Below are 15,550 nucleotides of genomic sequence, written 5' to 3' on the forward strand. Positions count from 1 at the left end.
AATCAATAAACTCCCTTTCTTCTCAGTAAAGCGAGATAACTTGTGAATGCTCCTGCTGAAATGGTATCTCCAAGTCCCACTGTTGATACTGGGTTTTTAACTAATCTTGTGGGGATGATAACAACCTTATATTCTCTTGTTCTCAGTTTTCTCTTTGCTTCCTCAAACCTAAGCTTCACAAACTCACCGTATTCGTTGTATGGAACCTTTAAGCCGACTTTAAAGTTCTCTGGACTCTTTATGTCTCCAAGAGAAGCCCTTGCTGCTGCAAGTATAGTTGCAATCTCCAAGCTCTGCCTGAGCTCATCTTCGCTGAGCGGGTTGTCCTTGTGGGTGATGTACATAAGATAGTAAATCGTGTGGATTTGAAGAATCTCAAGATTTAGCTCATCGAGGATTATTTTTCCACCCAAAACAGTGTCCTCAATTCTGTTGTAGTTAAAAATCCTATCTGCAAGCTTTGGATAGCCAAGAGAATTAAGAATGTGAGCAATCTCCGATTCATCCATTCCAACGCTATCTGCTAAAGGAAAGATGTTGTAGATGACCTTCTTTCTCAGCTCTCTGTCCTGAATCGATGCAAACTCCACATGAACCTTGATGTCTTTCTTTCTCTTGAGAAGCATTATATCCTCTTTCGCTTTTCTTAGATAATAATTGGCATCTTTTCCATCAGAATAGCGCTTTTTAATACCTTGATATCCAGACAGAATAGCTCCATCTACAAGCTCGCCAATTTCTGGCAAAAACGGCTTTAAATCTTCCTTTGTCTCAATTCTAATGCTCTCAAAACGTGAAGCAACGATAAAACGGCCAGAATGAGGAACTTCAATAACTTCATTTCCAAGCTTAAACCTCATACCTTTTCTAAACTCAAATATTCTGTTCACCTTTATTGGATCATTTTCACGATATGCCTCAATTGGCTTCTTTAAAACCAGCTTTCCATTCTCAACAACAGGATAAAGAAGATTCGGCTTGTTAACAAACATCTGAGCTTGTCTCTTAGCTAGAACGGGAGAATATGCAATAATTTTTTTAAAGTCAAGATTGGCAAGAAGGTTTGCAATGATTCCGACTTGTCCACCCATTCTCTCAACATCATACTTAAACCTCTCATCAAACCACACGTGCATCTCTTCGTTTACAAGAGGAACAGCCATAGGCTTTCCGGTTTTTAATGCATGAATAAGACGGGCAGCGAAATCAATAGGCTCGTTAATCTCTCTTGGATACTCTTCCATTCTCCTCCTTATGTTCTCTGCTCCAAGCTCGCTAATCAGCTTTTCAATATGCTCACTCTTGAGATAAACTATTGCATCAACGTTGATGTTGTATGCCAGATATAAGCTGAGCTTTTGAGCATCTTGAAGAATGTCAATCATTAGTATCACCCTCAGTGAGTACTAATTCAAAGTCAAGAAGAAGGTTTAAAATATTTTCGTTGCAGTTGTTGTATAAACGCCAAACCGAGCTGGAAGAAAAAAGAGGAAATCTCAGTATTCTACAAAGAGTTTTCCAAGCCAAGGTATCTTTTCTCTGACGTCCAATTCCCTTAAAGCAAGCCACAGCGATGCTTGGTTGCTAGTAACAACTGGAACACCCACGTCCTTTTCAAGAGCTTCAATTATCTCAAAAGTCCTTAAATTGGTACAGCTTATGAAAATTGCATCTGCCTCGTCCATGAACATTGCCTTAGCCATACGATAAGCTTCGTAAGGTTCAAGTTTCCCTACTTGTAGATTATCAATGATTCCAAGACCCCTAATATCAAGAACTTCAAATTCATTTGCCTCAAGAAATTCCTTCTCCCTCTGATTTATTTCGTCAGTATAAGGGGTGATTACTATTATCTGCTGGGCATCTAGAATTTTCAGAGCCTCAACAACAGCTGTGCTTGTTGTTACAACTGGAACATTGACCTCTCTCTCAATTTTCTCCTCAAGTTCAGCCTCAAAGTTGGCTCCACCAATAAAGGAGCCGCTTGTGCATCCATAAAGGATTAAATCAACATCAGCGTCTTTTAAAAGCTTGGCACTCTCAATTGCGAGAGAACTCATTTTTAAAAGCTCCTCTTCGGTAATACCTTTCAATGGCATCCTTGCTGTGTGAAGGGAAACACCTTCAGGCAGAGCAGAGTGAAGCTCCATCTCCATTGTAGTGTTTGATGATGGAACTATTAGTCCAATCCTACCTCTCCATCCATACATGAATTCCACCTAAAAAAGAGTTCTCAAGGCATTACTTAAACCTTTGGCTTAATCATCAGACAAAGTTAAAAATGAATTCTGGACCATAGATTCTGATGAGAAAATGGAAAGACGATTCTGGATATGGCTTGCCTATAGCCTCATATTAACCCTCTATGGTATTTTTAGGAGAGATATCGTCCTTTCTCTGATGGGCATTGGCCTCATTATACTAACGATTCTTGACAAGAAGTCAACCTTTGGTTCACAAAAAGGTTAATTAGTCAAAAAACATAGCGTTAAGATGGTGATTTTCATGGAGTTGAGCGAAGCAATAGCTAAGAGAACCTCAGTGAGGTTTTATGAGGAGCGAGAAGTTAATGACGAAACTTTAAAGGAGCTAATTAAAGCTGCTATAAGAGCTCCAACTGCAAGCGGACTGGAGAACTGGTTCTTTGTAGCATATAAGAGCAAAGACATCAGAGAAAAAGTCTATGAACTGATAAAGCAGGGGCACATTGAATACTTTACGGGGAGAGGACTGCCAGAAGAGAAGATGAAGAAGCTGCTCAAAAGATTTGAGGAGGGCATGTACAGAGCACCACTCTATCTAGGAGTGTTCATCAACAAGAATGTTAGAGCACTGCAAGGCGAGAAATATAACGAATTAGAGTTTTACTTTGCATTGGAAAGTGCGGCAATGGCAATTGAAAATTTAATGCTTAAGGCCGTTGAGCTTGGATTGGGAACGTGCTACATAGGGGTCACATGCTTCGAGCACATAGAAAAAGAGCTCAAGAGAATGGCTGACTTAGGAGATGAGTACTTCCTTGTAGGTCTAATAACAGTGGGATATCCAAGAGAAGAACCAAAGCCGAAAAGAAGGAGGAAAAGCGCTGAAGACGTTTTGAAAATACTCTGAAGAACCTTTTTATTATGATTTTTCTAAACCTCAACGGTGAAAAGATGATTGAATTTGTAATACTGCTGGGCCTTATCGGTGGGTGGGTAATATTTGCCTCTACATTATTTCTAATGCTCGCTCTAGGCAAAATGTGGGGATTGTTAGGTGTAATACTGCTAGTTGCAGGAATCGAAATTAATCATTGGCTGAAGGCAAGATACATGAAAGCAGTTGTTGATTACTCCCCAAGGACAAAAGAGTTAGCGGCTCATATATTTGAGATGAACGAGCTCATAATAATGTCCTCGTATGTCATAGCCTTAGCCCTTTACGTTGTCATACAGAAATATGTGGAGATTATGATAAAGCTACCTATGGGGTGAGGAGATGTTCAACTGCGTGATAGTGAGATACGGTGAGATTGGGACAAAATCAAGGCAAACGAGAAAATGGTTCGAGAGCATATTGATCAACAACATTAGGGAAGCTTTAGTCAGTGAGAGAATTGATTACAAGAACGTCTTTGCAAAGCATGGGAGGATAATAGTTAAAACAAATAGAGCGAAGGAGAGTATAGACGTCCTAAAGCGAGTATTTGGAATAGTTTCCCTTTCCCCAGCGATGGAAGTTGATGCTGAGCTGGAGAAAATCAATAAAACCGCTTTAAAGCTCTTCCGCAAAAAGAAGAGAGAGCTTAATTTGGAAAAACCAAAGTTTAGGGTTACAGCAAGACGAATTACAAAAGAGTTTCCTCTGAAAAGTCCAGAAATCCAAGGTAAAGTTGGTGAATATATCTTGGAAAATGACGAAGCTGAGGTGGATTTGAAAAACTACGACATTGAGGTCGGCGTTGAGCTAATGGAAGGAAAAGCGTACATCTTTGTGGACAAAATTAAGGCTTGGGGAGGTCTTCCCATAGGAACCCAGGGAAAAGTTGTCGCCCTGCTCAGCGGTGGGATAGATTCTCCCGTGGCAGCATTTCTCATGATGAAAAGGGGCTGTGAAGTTATTCCAGTTCACATATACATGGGAGAAAAAACCCTCGAAAAAGTCAGGAAAATATGGAATCAGCTTAAAAAATACCACTACGGTGGAAAAGCTGATCTCATTGTGATTAAGCCCAAAGAAAGGGAGAAAATCATAGAGAAGCTCAAGGAGCTCAAAAAGGAGAACTATACTTGTGTCTTCTGCAAGTTCATGATGGTCAAAAATGCCGATAAGATAGCGAGAGAATTCGGAGCTAAAGGCATCGTTATGGGAGACTCCCTCGGACAGGTTGCATCTCAAACGCTGGAAAATATGTATATAGTTAGCCAAGCGAGCGATTTGCCTATTTACAGACCGCTCATAGGACTGGACAAGGAGGAAATAGTAGGAATAGCAAAAGAAATAGGCACTTTTGAGCTATCAACGCTTCCAGAGGATGAAGTTCCATTCATTCCAAAGCACCCAGTGATTAAAGGCTCTTGGGAGGAATTCAAAAAGCTCTACAGGGAAATCTTTGGAGAAGAGCCTAAACAGAGGGGATGTGAGAAGTAAAAAGAGCACTATCCCTTAAGCAATTGATATGGTAAATGGGGGGTATTCATTACATAAAAAGTGCATATCCACGTTGTTGAGGAGTGGACTTTTATTCCCATCTTCTTTCATGTTCCCATTGGGTTTCCTTTTTCATTATCAATAAACAAATGGTATCCTTTACATTAATAAAATCGTAACGTGCTGTAGTGTTCATTTTAGACTTTCAATGGTGTGTGAAGATAAGTCCAAGTACTTCTATATCCCTCAAAAATAAAAAATCGACATAAAGGGATTTTTAGATTTCTATCGGATTAAAACATCTATTTTTGGCAATTTGGGTTCTAAAAAACTTTATATGTGGGAAAAACCGAAAATGACACGTTTTTGGGTATGAGGTCAATAAGCAAAACTCAATGTACACAATTGGACAGGAGGTATTGGGATGGAAAATTACAAGAGAGTATCCAAGAATGCTGTTGCATCCGAAAAAAGAGAGACCTATCGTGAAGTAACTCCCGAGGCTATAATCTTAGGTGTTATTTGGGGAGCATTTATGGCAGCCAGCTTTACATATGCGGGAATGATCATGGGCTTTACCTCCGGAGGTTCTGCAATTGCCGCCATAGTGGGTTGGGGAATTTTGAGAGGACTTCTAAAGAAGGGAACCATCGTTGAGAACAACATCGTTCAAACGATAGCTTCAGCTGTGAACATCTCCGTTTCGGGAGTCATATTCACAATTCCAGCACTCTACATAATGGGACTCCACACAGAGATAAATACGCTCTACTTCTTCCTAGCAACGGCAGCGGGAGCTATCTTGGGAATAACTTTCATAATCCCACTCAGAAAGCAGATGATTGAAATCGACAGGTTAAGGTTCCCAACAGGAACGGCTGTTGCTACTGTACTTAAAACTCCCGGAAGCGGTATAGAGAAGACAAGACTTTTGCTCTTCGGTATGGTCTTGAGCGCAGTAGTTTACTTAATACAGCAGTTCCCAATTTTAGGTTTGCCCCACGTGCTTCCAGAAGTAGTTGATTTGGGATCAGCACTCCACCTCCCATCCTGGATAAACTTGACTATCGCTTTGTCCTTGATGGTATTTGGTATGGGATTAATTACGGGAAGGAACGGTTTGATAGTCTTGGCTGGGGGAGTTCTGTCATACTACATCATAACTCCTCTCGTCAAGGCTCTAGGCTGGATTCCAAGTGACGTTCAAGGTGCAGCCATAAGCTCATTCGTCTACGGTAACATGACTAGGCCATTGGGTATTGGAATGCTCCTCGGTGGTTCAATAGCTGGATTAATACTCTCACTTCCCGTAATTGCGGTGGCAATAAAAAGCCTAGCACAGGCAAGCAAGACGAACGATAAGAACGGAAACGATGAGCTACCAATTAGCTACCTCTACATAGGTGCTGGTTTGGCCTTCATCCTGCTCTTCATAACGACCTACAAGCTCGGAAACCTCGGCGTTGGAAGGAGCTTGCTCACCGCTTTAGTCGGAGTTGCCTGGATATTCATCGCATCTCTATTGGTAGCAATGTCCACGGGAATGACGGACTGGAGCCCTGTTTCGGGACTCTCCTTAGTTTCAGTAATTATACTCCTCTATCTAACGAACAAGAACATTCCATTGACAATTCTCTTAGGTGCAACCGTTGGTGTCGCCATCTCAGGAGCAGCTGATATGATGCAGGACTTAAAGACAGGCCACTTGGTAGGAGGAATCCCCTCAAGACAGCAAAAGATGGAGTTGCTAACCGCTTGGATAGGCCCAATAATTGCTCTGACTGTAGTTGGGCTCATTTGGAAAGCTTATGGAATTGGAAACGACATGGTTCCAGCGCCTCAAGCTATGGCCCTTAAATCAATGATAGAAGCTATATTGGGAGGAAACGTCCCAGTAGATAAGTTCCTCGCAGGAGGACTCTTAGGATTTGCTCTCTCAATGAGCGGTGTTCCAGGGCTTGGCGTTTTGGTCGGTCTCTCAATGTACTTGCCAATCCTCTACATCATCCCATACGGAATTGGCTGTGTGGTTCACGAGTTTGCAAAGAAGAGAAGGGGTCACGAGTTCATCACGGAGAAAGTGCTACCATTTGCTGCAGGACTGATGGTTGGCGAAGCAGCTATGACATTGCTCTTTGCAGTGCTTACAGTTGCAGGAGTGCTTCATCCATGAGGTGATGAAAATGAAGAAGCTCATTGGAAATGTATTGCTCACAGCTGGCTTAATAGGCGGCGCGGTGAGTGCCGCTAGGATTCCCCCAATTTGGGGAGGAGTAATAACCTCATTAGCAATCATGGGCGTTGGAATAGTCCTAAGGAGGCAGGGAGAAAAGGAAGCCCTACAAAAAGCCAAGCAAAGCGGAAGCGGTGGAAGAAAAGAACTCGAGAGAATAGTGAAGCAAGCTATAAATGACATTGAATCACTAATGGCCTCAAGATCCTCACTAAGTACCAAGCTATTAGGGAGAGCTTATCAAAGATCATAGAGGAGTTATATACCTTTGAGGAGAAAGCTCAGCCTTTGAGGGTCGAGAGCATTAAGGCCTATGGTGAGATAATGACAACTTTCAGCAAGGCCGAGAGGAACCTCAACAGGGCTTGGAGTGCATACGCTGACGGCTACAAGGAAGAGGGCGATGCTTACTTGGAACTTGGCTACAAAAGCCTAAAAGAAACACTAGAGGTCTTAAAGAATTCAGCAGTCTGAGTTTTTTCTTTTTGCTTGTCCAATATTTTTCGAAAAAACCTATATTGATCTTATTACGCCTCGACAAGGGTTCAATTTTGTGCAAAACTATGTTTTTACAGTCTTGATAGCAAAACATAAATATTCAGAAACTGGATACTTCCCGGGGGCTTAAAATGAAGGCTGTTGCTTTGCTCAGCTCAGGAATAGATTCACCCGTAGCTATTTATCTGATGCTAAAAAAGGGTCTAGAGGTAATTCCAATCCACTTCAAGCAAGATGAAGGCAAGTATAGGAAAGTTCAGAAAATTTGGAAACGACTTAAGGAGCTCTATCCCGAAAGGCTGAAAGAGTTAGTCGTCGTTGATGTCTACGAATATCAAGCCCCTGTTTTTGAAAAGCTTATTGAGCTGAAAAAACATAAATGGATTTGTGTCTTTTGCAAATTCACCATGTACAAGAAAGCCACAGAGATAGCAAAAGAAAATGGAGCATGGGCGATTATAACTGGGGATTCTTTAGGACAAGTGGCATCACAGACCCTTGATAATCTGGTCATAATTTCATTGGCAACTGATTTGCCAATCTTAAGACCTCTGATTGGATTTGATAAAGAAGAAGTTGTAAAAATCGCCAAGGAAATCGGGACATTTGACATAAGCATTGAGCCCGAGGAAGGCTGTCCTTTTGTGCCGAAGCATCCAATAATTAGAGGCTCGTTGGGGGAATTCAAGAAAGTTCACGAGGCTGTTTTTGGAACCCCCTGTTAATTACACATTTTTGTATATTGTTGCCTCGAAAGAAACACTTATAAATGGTTACTCATACTAATACTCGGTGATAAAAGATGAATGTGTTTTCAAATACACTTGAGCTTTATGAGAAGTTTAAGCCAACCCCCCTAGTTAGGCTTTCGCTTTCAGATGAGAGGGGGGATGTATTTTGCCAAACTAGAGTTCTTTAACCCCTTCAGCAGAAGCATTAAAGACAGAGCTGTTTTCAACATGCTCATGAAGGCCAAGCAAAGAAAAGAAATAAACGGAAAGAACAAGCTTTTTGAAGCCACTTCTGGGAACGTTGGAATTGCAATGGCTTCTATGTCAAACATTCTTGGAGTCAAGTTTAGGGCATACATTCCAAAGCCAACGCCAAAGACGACAGAGACGCTTTTGAAGGTTCTCGGTGCAGAAGTAATTAGAACTGACTTTGAGACAATTGATCCCACTATGGTCGAATTCGTGAAGAGGGAGGCAGAGAAAAACAATGCTGTAAATCTCAACCAGTTTGAAAACGAGGACAACTTTGAGGCACACTACAAATACACAGCGAGAGAAATAGATGAGCAGCTGAGAAGCATAGGGAAAAAGCCAGATGTCATAGTAGCGGGAATAGGAACTTCTGGACACATAGCTGGATTAGCAAAGTATTTCAAAGAGCGCTACGATACAAAAATAGTTGGGGTAGTTCCAGCAAAAGGCGAGAAGATTCCAGGGATAAAAAGATTAGAAACAAAGCCAAAATGGGTTCCAAAAGTGAAGATAGACGAAGTTGTGGAAATAACTCAAAAAGAAGCAATTGGGGGTTCCATAAAGGTTGCAAGGGGCGATGGACTGCTGATTGGCTTAAGTGCTGGTGCTGTCGTGAAGGCTCTAGAGAAAGTCAGAGACAGATATGGAGGAACGGCAGTTTTAATATTCCCGGACGATGGATTTAAATATGTGGAAGCATTTGAGAGATACTTCAGTGAGGAAAAATGAAGTTAGCTGTGTATCTGCTCTTCCTTCAAGCTTTCTTTTTATTCTACTACTATGCAAGCGAGAGAGCGCTGGTCTACCTTCTGTTTGGAGTGCTAAATGTTGTTTTAGGTTGGGCCATTCTTAGAGGGGAGAAGATGGCTGTTAAAATAACTCTAGCCTATAAGGGCTTGGATTTGTTTTTCTCGATTTTGATGTTAATGAGTGGAGTTTTGAGTGCTGTAGTTAGTGGATTGATAGACTTTTTGATTATACATGATTTAGTGGGTTTGTTTGGAAAGAAAGAATAATCCCTCATACAGGATATTTTTCCCTCTATGAATGAAAAATCTTACTTAAAGCAAAGCTTTTAACTTTTCAATCCAAGTTTTAGTGATAGCTATGAGAAAAAAGCTCTATCTCACACTAATCGCCTCGTTCTTCGCAATACTTGGCTCAACTATGAGTAAATCCCCAACTTTACCGCTCTATGCTAAAAGTTTGGGACTAACAAGGGGAGAAATTGGATTAATAGCTTCGGCATCAACAATAACTGGAATTTTTGTTAACTTTACATCTGGATTCTTGAGCGACATCTACGGAAGGAAAAAGTTGTTAAAGATTAGTGGCTTTGTGTTCTTCTCTGCTCCTCTCCTTTACTTTCTCGCAAAGGATGCACTAGTTTTGGCTTTAGTTAGAGCATATTATGGAATAGCAACTGCTATATTTGTCCCAGTTTCTTTAGCTTTAATAAGCGACCTATTTCCAGAGAGAAAAGGAACCTTCATGGGGCTCTTGAGTTCTTCAACTTTAGTTGGGAGGGCTTTAGCACCTCTCTTAGCTGGAACTCTGATTTACTTGAGGGACTTTTGGATAGTTTTCCTCCTATGTTCTTTCTTCGGTTCAATTGTCTTTGCTTTAACCTTCACATTTCCAGAGACGGGAAAAGAACTGGAAAAATTTGAGTTTTCCTTCAGTTCTGACTTGCTCCTATTGGGTATTTTGGATGCTTCAGTTTACATGGCGTACCAGAGCATTGAAACATTCCTACCGCTTTTCTACTTTTTAGAAAACAAAGCTTAGCTTTCTGGACTAATCTTGACGGTAGAAATCTCAATAATGGCAATTGTAAAGCCATACGCCGGCTATTTAAGCGACAAAATTGGAAGAATAAAGCCAATAATCTTTGGTATGGGGTTGGTAAGCCTAGCAATGTTCATCTTTGCATTTTCAAAGTCCTTACCTTTGGTAATCCTTGGAGCTGTGCTGTTCTCTCTCGGTGCTTCAATAAGTGAAGCCTCAACAAAGCCTCTAGCAACAGAAATCTCAAAGCTCAAAGGCACAGCTTTGGGCTTTTTAGAGAGCATAAAAGATGTTGGCCAAGCTTTGGGACCAATAATAGTTGGATTCTTTGGATTTAAGCTCGGCTTTGCGTTTGTGGGTGTTTTTGGAGCCTCAGCTTTGGGAGCTTTCATCTTAAAGTTTAAATCGATAAAAGCAGAAAAGCTAGTATAAAGCTATCGTTTAAGCCTGTGTGATTTTGACTTTTCTTTTTTAAGCCTCGCCGTTTACGGAGGGATACGAAAACTAAAAAACCGGCACTCAAATAGGAAACCAAAATGTTTAAATACTTGTATGTATTAATATTTAATGATGGGAGACATGGGGGTCATAACAATCTCCGTGGACGACGAAGTTGAAAAGGAGTTCAGGAAGCTTGTGGAAAAACGATACGGAAAAATCCGAGGAGCGTTAGGAGTCGCCATCACCGAAGCTATGAAATTATGGATTAAAAAAGTCAAAGAAACTGGTGAAGAAGATTGAAGAGAAGCGTCACGGTAAAACTCCATCCCTCAAAAGAGCAGGAAAAGATTTTGTTCGAGTTAGCCCATGCCACGGCAGTAGTTTGGAACAAGATTAACTACGAGAGACTGAGACAATTCAAGGAATTCGGTAAAATAGACTTCGCAACTACAGAAAAAGAAGTATACTATGCTTTCAGGGACTGGATTGGTGGCTCAACAGTCCAGCAGTTAGCCAGAAAAAACGCGGAAGCATGGCGTTCATTCTTCACCTTGAACCAGAAGAAAAAACGGAGAGAATTACCAGGGTTGTTCAAACCAAAGCCTCCAAGATTTATTCGAGAGGAGAACGGTAGGAAACTCTTCGTTATTCCACTGAGAAACGACCAATACAGGATTGAGGGAAACACCCTCGAGTTGAGACGCCTCGGCAAATTTGGTAGATTGAGACTCCAGTTTAAAGGGAGAATTCACTTGAAGGGCAAACAAGGGCGATTAGAAGTCATTTATGATGAAGTAAAGCAGAAGTGGTACGCTCATATCAGTTTCACTGTTAAGGAAAAATTAACCAGAAAAGGGTGGACTAAAGTCCCGAGAGAACCCAAGGGTAATCTTGTGGCTGGAATTGATCTCGGAGTGAACAATTTAATGGCTGTTTACGTGGAGAATGGCGATGCTTTTCTTGTGAAAGGGAGACCACTAAAATCAATAGCCTTCTACTGGCAAAAGAGAATTGCTGAGTACCAGTCTAAACTCAACAAGAGTGGGGCTAAAAAGAGCAGAAAACTCAAAAAGATGCATGAGAAGGCTAAACTCCAAGCCAAACACTACATTAACACTGCAGTTAGACAAATCGTTGAGAAACTTTATTCCCTTGGAGTTTCAAGAATAGTTGTTGGTTATCCAAAGGAAATCGCAAGAAATTCAGATAAAGGTAGAAAGCAGAACTTTATCCTCTCCCACGTCTGGCGTTTTAACTACGTTATTCAACGCTTGAAAGAAGTTGCCGAAGAATATGGTATTGTTGTTGAAGTCGTTAATGAGGCTTTCACTTCTCAAACCTGCCCCCTCTGCGGCCAACGTCACGCTAACGGGAGAATCTTTAGGGGTTTGTTTGAGTGCCGCAGGGAGGGCGTTGTAATGAATGCCGACCTCGTTGGTGCTTTTAACATTTTGAAAAAAGCAGTGAAAACCATAACCCCAAGCCTTCCCGCTCTTACGGGAGGTAGGGGTAACGGGGGGAAGACCCTCCCCGAGGGGTTTGAAGAACTCTCTCTGAGGGTTACCTTGATGAGAACCCCTCAAACCTCCCTGCCATTGGCGAGGGGTTAATTCATTGGAACCCTCGCCCTTCAGGGCGGGGGGAGGTCAGTCTTTAGGAGCTAAAAGCTCATGTAAAATATTCTTAGCGAAAAATCCAAGCGAATACATAAATGATTCACAAAGAAAAAGAGCTGAGTATTTTTATTCAAATTAGGATACCATTCAATTTTCTTTAAAATCCATGGATTTTGCTTTTTCAATAAACCTGGTGCATAATAGGAAAAATATATAATGAACTTCTTGACACCTCGAATATCCTTTAAGTTGTAAGCATTTCCCGAACTCTTAAACCAAACTTCGTGTATAATTTCGCCAACTCCTTTCATATCTTGCTTAAATTTTAGTGCTTAACATAAGCATAAAGTTCTTTTGTTTCTAGCTTTCATATTTACTTGAAATCTCGAACTATTTGGACACATTGAAACAACTTCAAAGATAAAAAGGAGAGAGAGTCAAGCATGCCACTCTCAAAAGACGCCTTAACGAAATTCTTTATCTATTCCTTCGGAGGAAAAGCACCAAGCTGTCCCAGCATGCCCAATGCATCATAACCCCACCAGATTTCTGCAATCTTGTCGCCAGCGAAGCGGTAGATTGCGATTCCTTGGATATTTATTTGCTTACCAGTCGGAGGAATGCCCATGATTTCGCCCTTTTGTGTCCCGGTAACTGTCCAGCGTTTTACTACTTTATCGCCTTCAACAATAGTGTCTTCAACAGTCACATGAAAGTCGGGGAATGCCTTATGCATTACACTTGCCCATTGTTTATAGGCTTCGAGATTTGTAACCTCGGGGTTAACAGGGTCGTGGTTTACAAAGTCAGGGGTAAGGAGCTCATCTGCTACAGCCAAGTTTCCTTGGTTCCAAAATTCTTCGACTAATCGCTCAATGATCTTAGTCTTTTCTGTTGTCATGTTTTATCACCTCCTTTTACGTTTTTATGCTGTTATTTCACTCCAAAGCGACGCATTTGAACTTTTGGCGAGTTTCTGAATTTGTCCATATGCTGCTTCTCATATTTATTAAGTCAAAAACAAGTATATACACCTTTTGGTTATGTTAAATTCTTTATAAATAATCCAGAATAAAGCAGATGTTAATTTTTTATCAATATCAAAACAATTCTAGATATTTTTAAAACAAAAAGGCAAATATAAAAAGAATAAAATCACTTCAAAATTATCCTTGCATCAACTATAACTGCACCCTCACCTTCGTTGTAAACGAACACTGGGTTCAAGTCCATCTCTTTTATGTAGTCTTTTAGATCGTCAACAAGCTCTGAAACTTTTAACATCATGTCAACCAATGCTTTCATGTCAGCTGGTGGCTCTCCTCTTGCACCAGCCAGGATTGGGTAACCTCTAATGCTCTTTATCATTGCCCAAGCATCTTTCTCCTCAATTGGAATAATTCTAAATGTAACATCCTTGAGGATTTCGACGAAGATGCCACCAAGACCGAACATTATTGCATGTCCAAACTGCGGATCTTCAGTTACACCAATGATGACTTCTCTCCCAGGTTTAAGCATTGGAGCAACCAAAACCCCTAAGATCTCTGCATCTGGGCGATATTTTTTGGCATTTTCGTGAATCTCCTCCCACTTCTTCTTTAGCTCTTCCTCGTTCTTGATGTTAAGAACAACAACCTTTGCGTCGCTCTTGTGGAGTATTTGGGGTGACATCAGCTTGAGAACAACTGGATAGCCAAGTTCTTTTGCATATTCGAGAGCCTCATCAAGAGTCTTTGCAAGCTTCTCATTTGGAACAGGCAGGCCATAAGCCTTCAAAACTTGCTTTGCCTCATATTCAACTAAGGCTTTTCTGCCCTTGCTCAAAACATCTTCAATAACTTTCAAAGCTTCCTCTTTCATAAAAATCACTCCCCTTTAACCTTCTCCAAATATTTTGCGTATTGGACAAGACCGGCTAAAGCTCTAACTCCTCTCTCAGGCGTTGGATATACCGGAACCCCCTTCTCCTCAAGCAGCTTTGCATAGTATTCTGTCTTCTTACCACCCATTGCAACTGCTACAATTGGCTTCTCACTCTTCTTTGCATAGTCCGCTAGGATTTCAATTATTTCCTCTTCGTTAAGGAGCGGCACTTGGAAGAGAACTATTACTAAGATAGCGTCAACATTCGGGTCGTTTACAAAGCCCTCAATTGCAATCTTGTATCTTTGAGCGTCTGTATCACCAACAACATCAGTTGGGTTTCCTGCAACTGCATGTGGTGGGAAGTTCTCCTTAAGGAACTTGAGGGTTTCTTCGCTGAGCTGTGCCATCTTCAAGCCGAACTTAGCAACTGCGTCACTTGCCATAACTCCGGCTCCACCGCCATCTGTAATTATTCCAATCCTATCGCCTTTTGGAAGCTTGCACTTTGCAAAGGCCTTAGCAACATCGAACATATGTTCAAAGTCTTCAGCTCTAATTATTCCAGTTTGCTTGAAGACAGCATCGTAAATAACATCCGCCCCTGCCAATGAACCAGTGTGTGATGAGGCAGCTTTTGCTCCATACTCAGTTCTTCCACTCTTCAGTGCAATGACGGGTTTTACTTTTGTTATCCTCTTTGCAGCTTCAATGAACTTTCTACCATCCTTAACCCCTTCAATGTAGAAGGTGACAACTTTAATTTGGTCGTCATAAATGAAATAGTCCATTAAATCAGCATCGTCTACATCTATTTTATTGCCATAGCTGACCATTTTTCCAATTCCTATCCCAGCCAAAGCAGCCCAGTCAAGCATTGCTGCTGCGAAGGCTCCACTTTGAGAAACGAAAGCTATTGGGCCACTCTTTGGTCTGTCCATCTTTTCTTCTGGTAAAAACACAGTGTCTACACCTGTGTCTGGAACGTAAACACCAACACAGTTTGGTCCGATGACCCTAATTCCATTTGCCTTTGCTATTTCATAGATTTCTCTCTCCAATTTCTTCCCTTCCTCACCAAGCTCTCCAAAACCACCTGTGATAATTATAACTGCCTTGATGCCCTTCTCTGCAATCTCTCTCATTGTAGCTGGGACAAATGGTGCAGGAATAGAGATGACAGCCAAGTCTGTGTCGTCAGGGAGTTCTTTAACACTCTTATAGACTTTATATCCCTCGATTTCATCAAGCTTTGGATTTACAGGATAAATGTTGCCCTTAAAAATCCCTAGCTCCTTGTTCCTCTTGAAGTTCTCAAAAATGACGTTTCCAACCTTTCCTTTTTTGTTTGTTGCTCCAATGATAGCGACTGCTTTTGGTTCAAAAAAAGGTTTCAATTCTTCAACGATTTTTGGCATTTCCATTTCTATCACCTTTAGTTAAAAACTTTCGTTGAATAAGGCTTGCTTTCGAAGCTTTTTCCAATTAACTTT

The 15,550-nt window shown here is 41.1% G+C and carries 18 protein-coding genes; 13 read left to right on the forward strand and 5 right to left on the reverse strand.

What is annotated here, in order from left to right; genetic code table 11:
• Positions 1–2 precede the first annotated feature (2 nt).
• Positions 3–1,385 (reverse strand): ADP-specific phosphofructokinase, encoded by a 1,383-nt coding sequence (pfkC, locus tag E3E24_RS10480; RefSeq protein ID WP_167886877.1) that lies wholly within the window; start codon positions 1,383–1,385, stop codon positions 3–5.
• A 111-nt stretch (positions 1,386–1,496) separates the two neighbouring features.
• On the reverse strand, positions 1,497–2,210 hold the full coding sequence (locus E3E24_RS10485; protein ID WP_167886878.1) for an aspartate/glutamate racemase family protein: 714 nt from the start codon (positions 2,208–2,210) through the stop codon (positions 1,497–1,499).
• A gap of 295 nt (positions 2,211–2,505) precedes the next feature.
• Between E3E24_RS10485 and E3E24_RS10490 the strand changes: the two genes are divergently transcribed.
• The 13 genes from E3E24_RS10490 to E3E24_RS10545 all read left to right on the forward strand — a co-directional run bounded on the left by E3E24_RS10490 (position 2,506) and on the right by E3E24_RS10545 (position 12,185).
• Entirely contained in the window at positions 2,506–3,111 is a 606-nt protein-coding gene (locus E3E24_RS10490) for a nitroreductase family protein (protein ID WP_167886879.1), read from the forward strand.
• 44 nt (positions 3,112–3,155) lie between these two features.
• Complete coding sequence (locus E3E24_RS10495; protein ID WP_167886949.1) at positions 3,156–3,476, forward strand: hypothetical protein; 321 nt, start codon at positions 3,156–3,158, stop codon at positions 3,474–3,476.
• A gap of 4 nt (positions 3,477–3,480) precedes the next feature.
• Positions 3,481–4,632 (forward strand): tRNA uracil 4-sulfurtransferase ThiI, encoded by a 1,152-nt coding sequence (gene thiI, locus E3E24_RS10500; protein WP_167886880.1) that lies wholly within the window; start codon positions 3,481–3,483, stop codon positions 4,630–4,632.
• 424 nt (positions 4,633–5,056) lie between these two features.
• A complete protein-coding gene (locus tag E3E24_RS10505) occupies positions 5,057–6,805 on the forward strand; it encodes an OPT family oligopeptide transporter (RefSeq protein ID WP_167886881.1) in 1,749 nt (582 codons plus the stop codon).
• Between the two features lie 10 nt (positions 6,806–6,815).
• Positions 6,816–7,118, forward strand: a complete 303-nt coding sequence (locus E3E24_RS12905; RefSeq protein WP_240912204.1) for a hypothetical protein — start codon at positions 6,816–6,818, stop codon at positions 7,116–7,118.
• A gap of 35 nt (positions 7,119–7,153) precedes the next feature.
• A complete protein-coding gene (locus E3E24_RS12910; protein WP_240912205.1) occupies positions 7,154–7,339 on the forward strand; it encodes a hypothetical protein in 186 nt (61 codons plus the stop codon).
• 155 nt (positions 7,340–7,494) lie between these two features.
• Positions 7,495–8,088 (forward strand): 7-cyano-7-deazaguanine synthase, encoded by a 594-nt coding sequence (locus E3E24_RS10515; protein WP_167886882.1) that lies wholly within the window; start codon positions 7,495–7,497, stop codon positions 8,086–8,088.
• Positions 8,089–8,253: 165 nt separating this feature from the next.
• Positions 8,254–9,075, forward strand: a complete 822-nt coding sequence (locus tag E3E24_RS10520) for a cysteine synthase family protein (protein ID WP_167886883.1) — start codon at positions 8,254–8,256, stop codon at positions 9,073–9,075.
• Entirely contained in the window at positions 9,072–9,362 is a 291-nt protein-coding gene (locus E3E24_RS10525) for a hypothetical protein (protein WP_167886884.1), read from the forward strand. Before E3E24_RS10520 ends, E3E24_RS10525 begins: the two co-directional genes overlap by 4 nt.
• Positions 9,363–9,453: 91 nt before the next feature.
• Positions 9,454–10,134, forward strand: coding sequence for an MFS transporter (locus E3E24_RS10530; RefSeq protein WP_240912208.1), 681 nt, complete (start codon positions 9,454–9,456; stop codon positions 10,132–10,134).
• A 15-nt stretch (positions 10,135–10,149) separates the two neighbouring features.
• Positions 10,150–10,566 (forward strand): MFS transporter, encoded by a 417-nt coding sequence (locus E3E24_RS10535; RefSeq protein WP_167886886.1) that lies wholly within the window; start codon positions 10,150–10,152, stop codon positions 10,564–10,566.
• Positions 10,567–10,704: 138 nt separating this feature from the next.
• Positions 10,705–10,875 carry a hypothetical protein gene (locus tag E3E24_RS10540; protein WP_167915985.1) on the forward strand — a complete coding sequence of 57 codons (171 nt, stop codon included), beginning with the start codon at positions 10,705–10,707 and terminating at the stop codon, positions 10,873–10,875.
• Positions 10,872–12,185, forward strand: coding sequence for an RNA-guided endonuclease TnpB family protein (locus E3E24_RS10545; RefSeq protein ID WP_167886887.1), 1,314 nt, complete (start codon positions 10,872–10,874; stop codon positions 12,183–12,185). Before E3E24_RS10540 ends, E3E24_RS10545 begins: the two co-directional genes overlap by 4 nt.
• A gap of 487 nt (positions 12,186–12,672) precedes the next feature.
• Here E3E24_RS10545 and E3E24_RS10550 read toward each other — a convergent pair whose 3' ends face one another.
• The 3 genes from E3E24_RS10550 to E3E24_RS10560 all read right to left on the reverse strand — a co-directional run bounded on the left by E3E24_RS10550 (position 12,673) and on the right by E3E24_RS10560 (position 15,481).
• Positions 12,673–13,092: an ester cyclase gene (locus E3E24_RS10550; protein WP_167886888.1), complete on the reverse strand. Its 420-nt coding sequence runs from the start codon at positions 13,090–13,092 to the stop codon at positions 12,673–12,675.
• A gap of 254 nt (positions 13,093–13,346) precedes the next feature.
• Complete coding sequence (locus E3E24_RS10555) at positions 13,347–14,054, reverse strand: acetate--CoA ligase family protein (RefSeq protein ID WP_167886889.1); 708 nt, start codon at positions 14,052–14,054, stop codon at positions 13,347–13,349.
• Between the two features lie 5 nt (positions 14,055–14,059).
• A complete protein-coding gene (locus E3E24_RS10560; RefSeq protein ID WP_167886890.1) occupies positions 14,060–15,481 on the reverse strand; it encodes an acetate--CoA ligase family protein in 1,422 nt (473 codons plus the stop codon).
• Between the last annotated feature and the right edge of the window lie 69 nt (positions 15,482–15,550).

The organism is Thermococcus sp. LS2 (assembly GCF_012027375.1).
Taxonomy (GTDB): Archaea; Methanobacteriota_B; Thermococci; order Thermococcales; family Thermococcaceae; genus Thermococcus_B.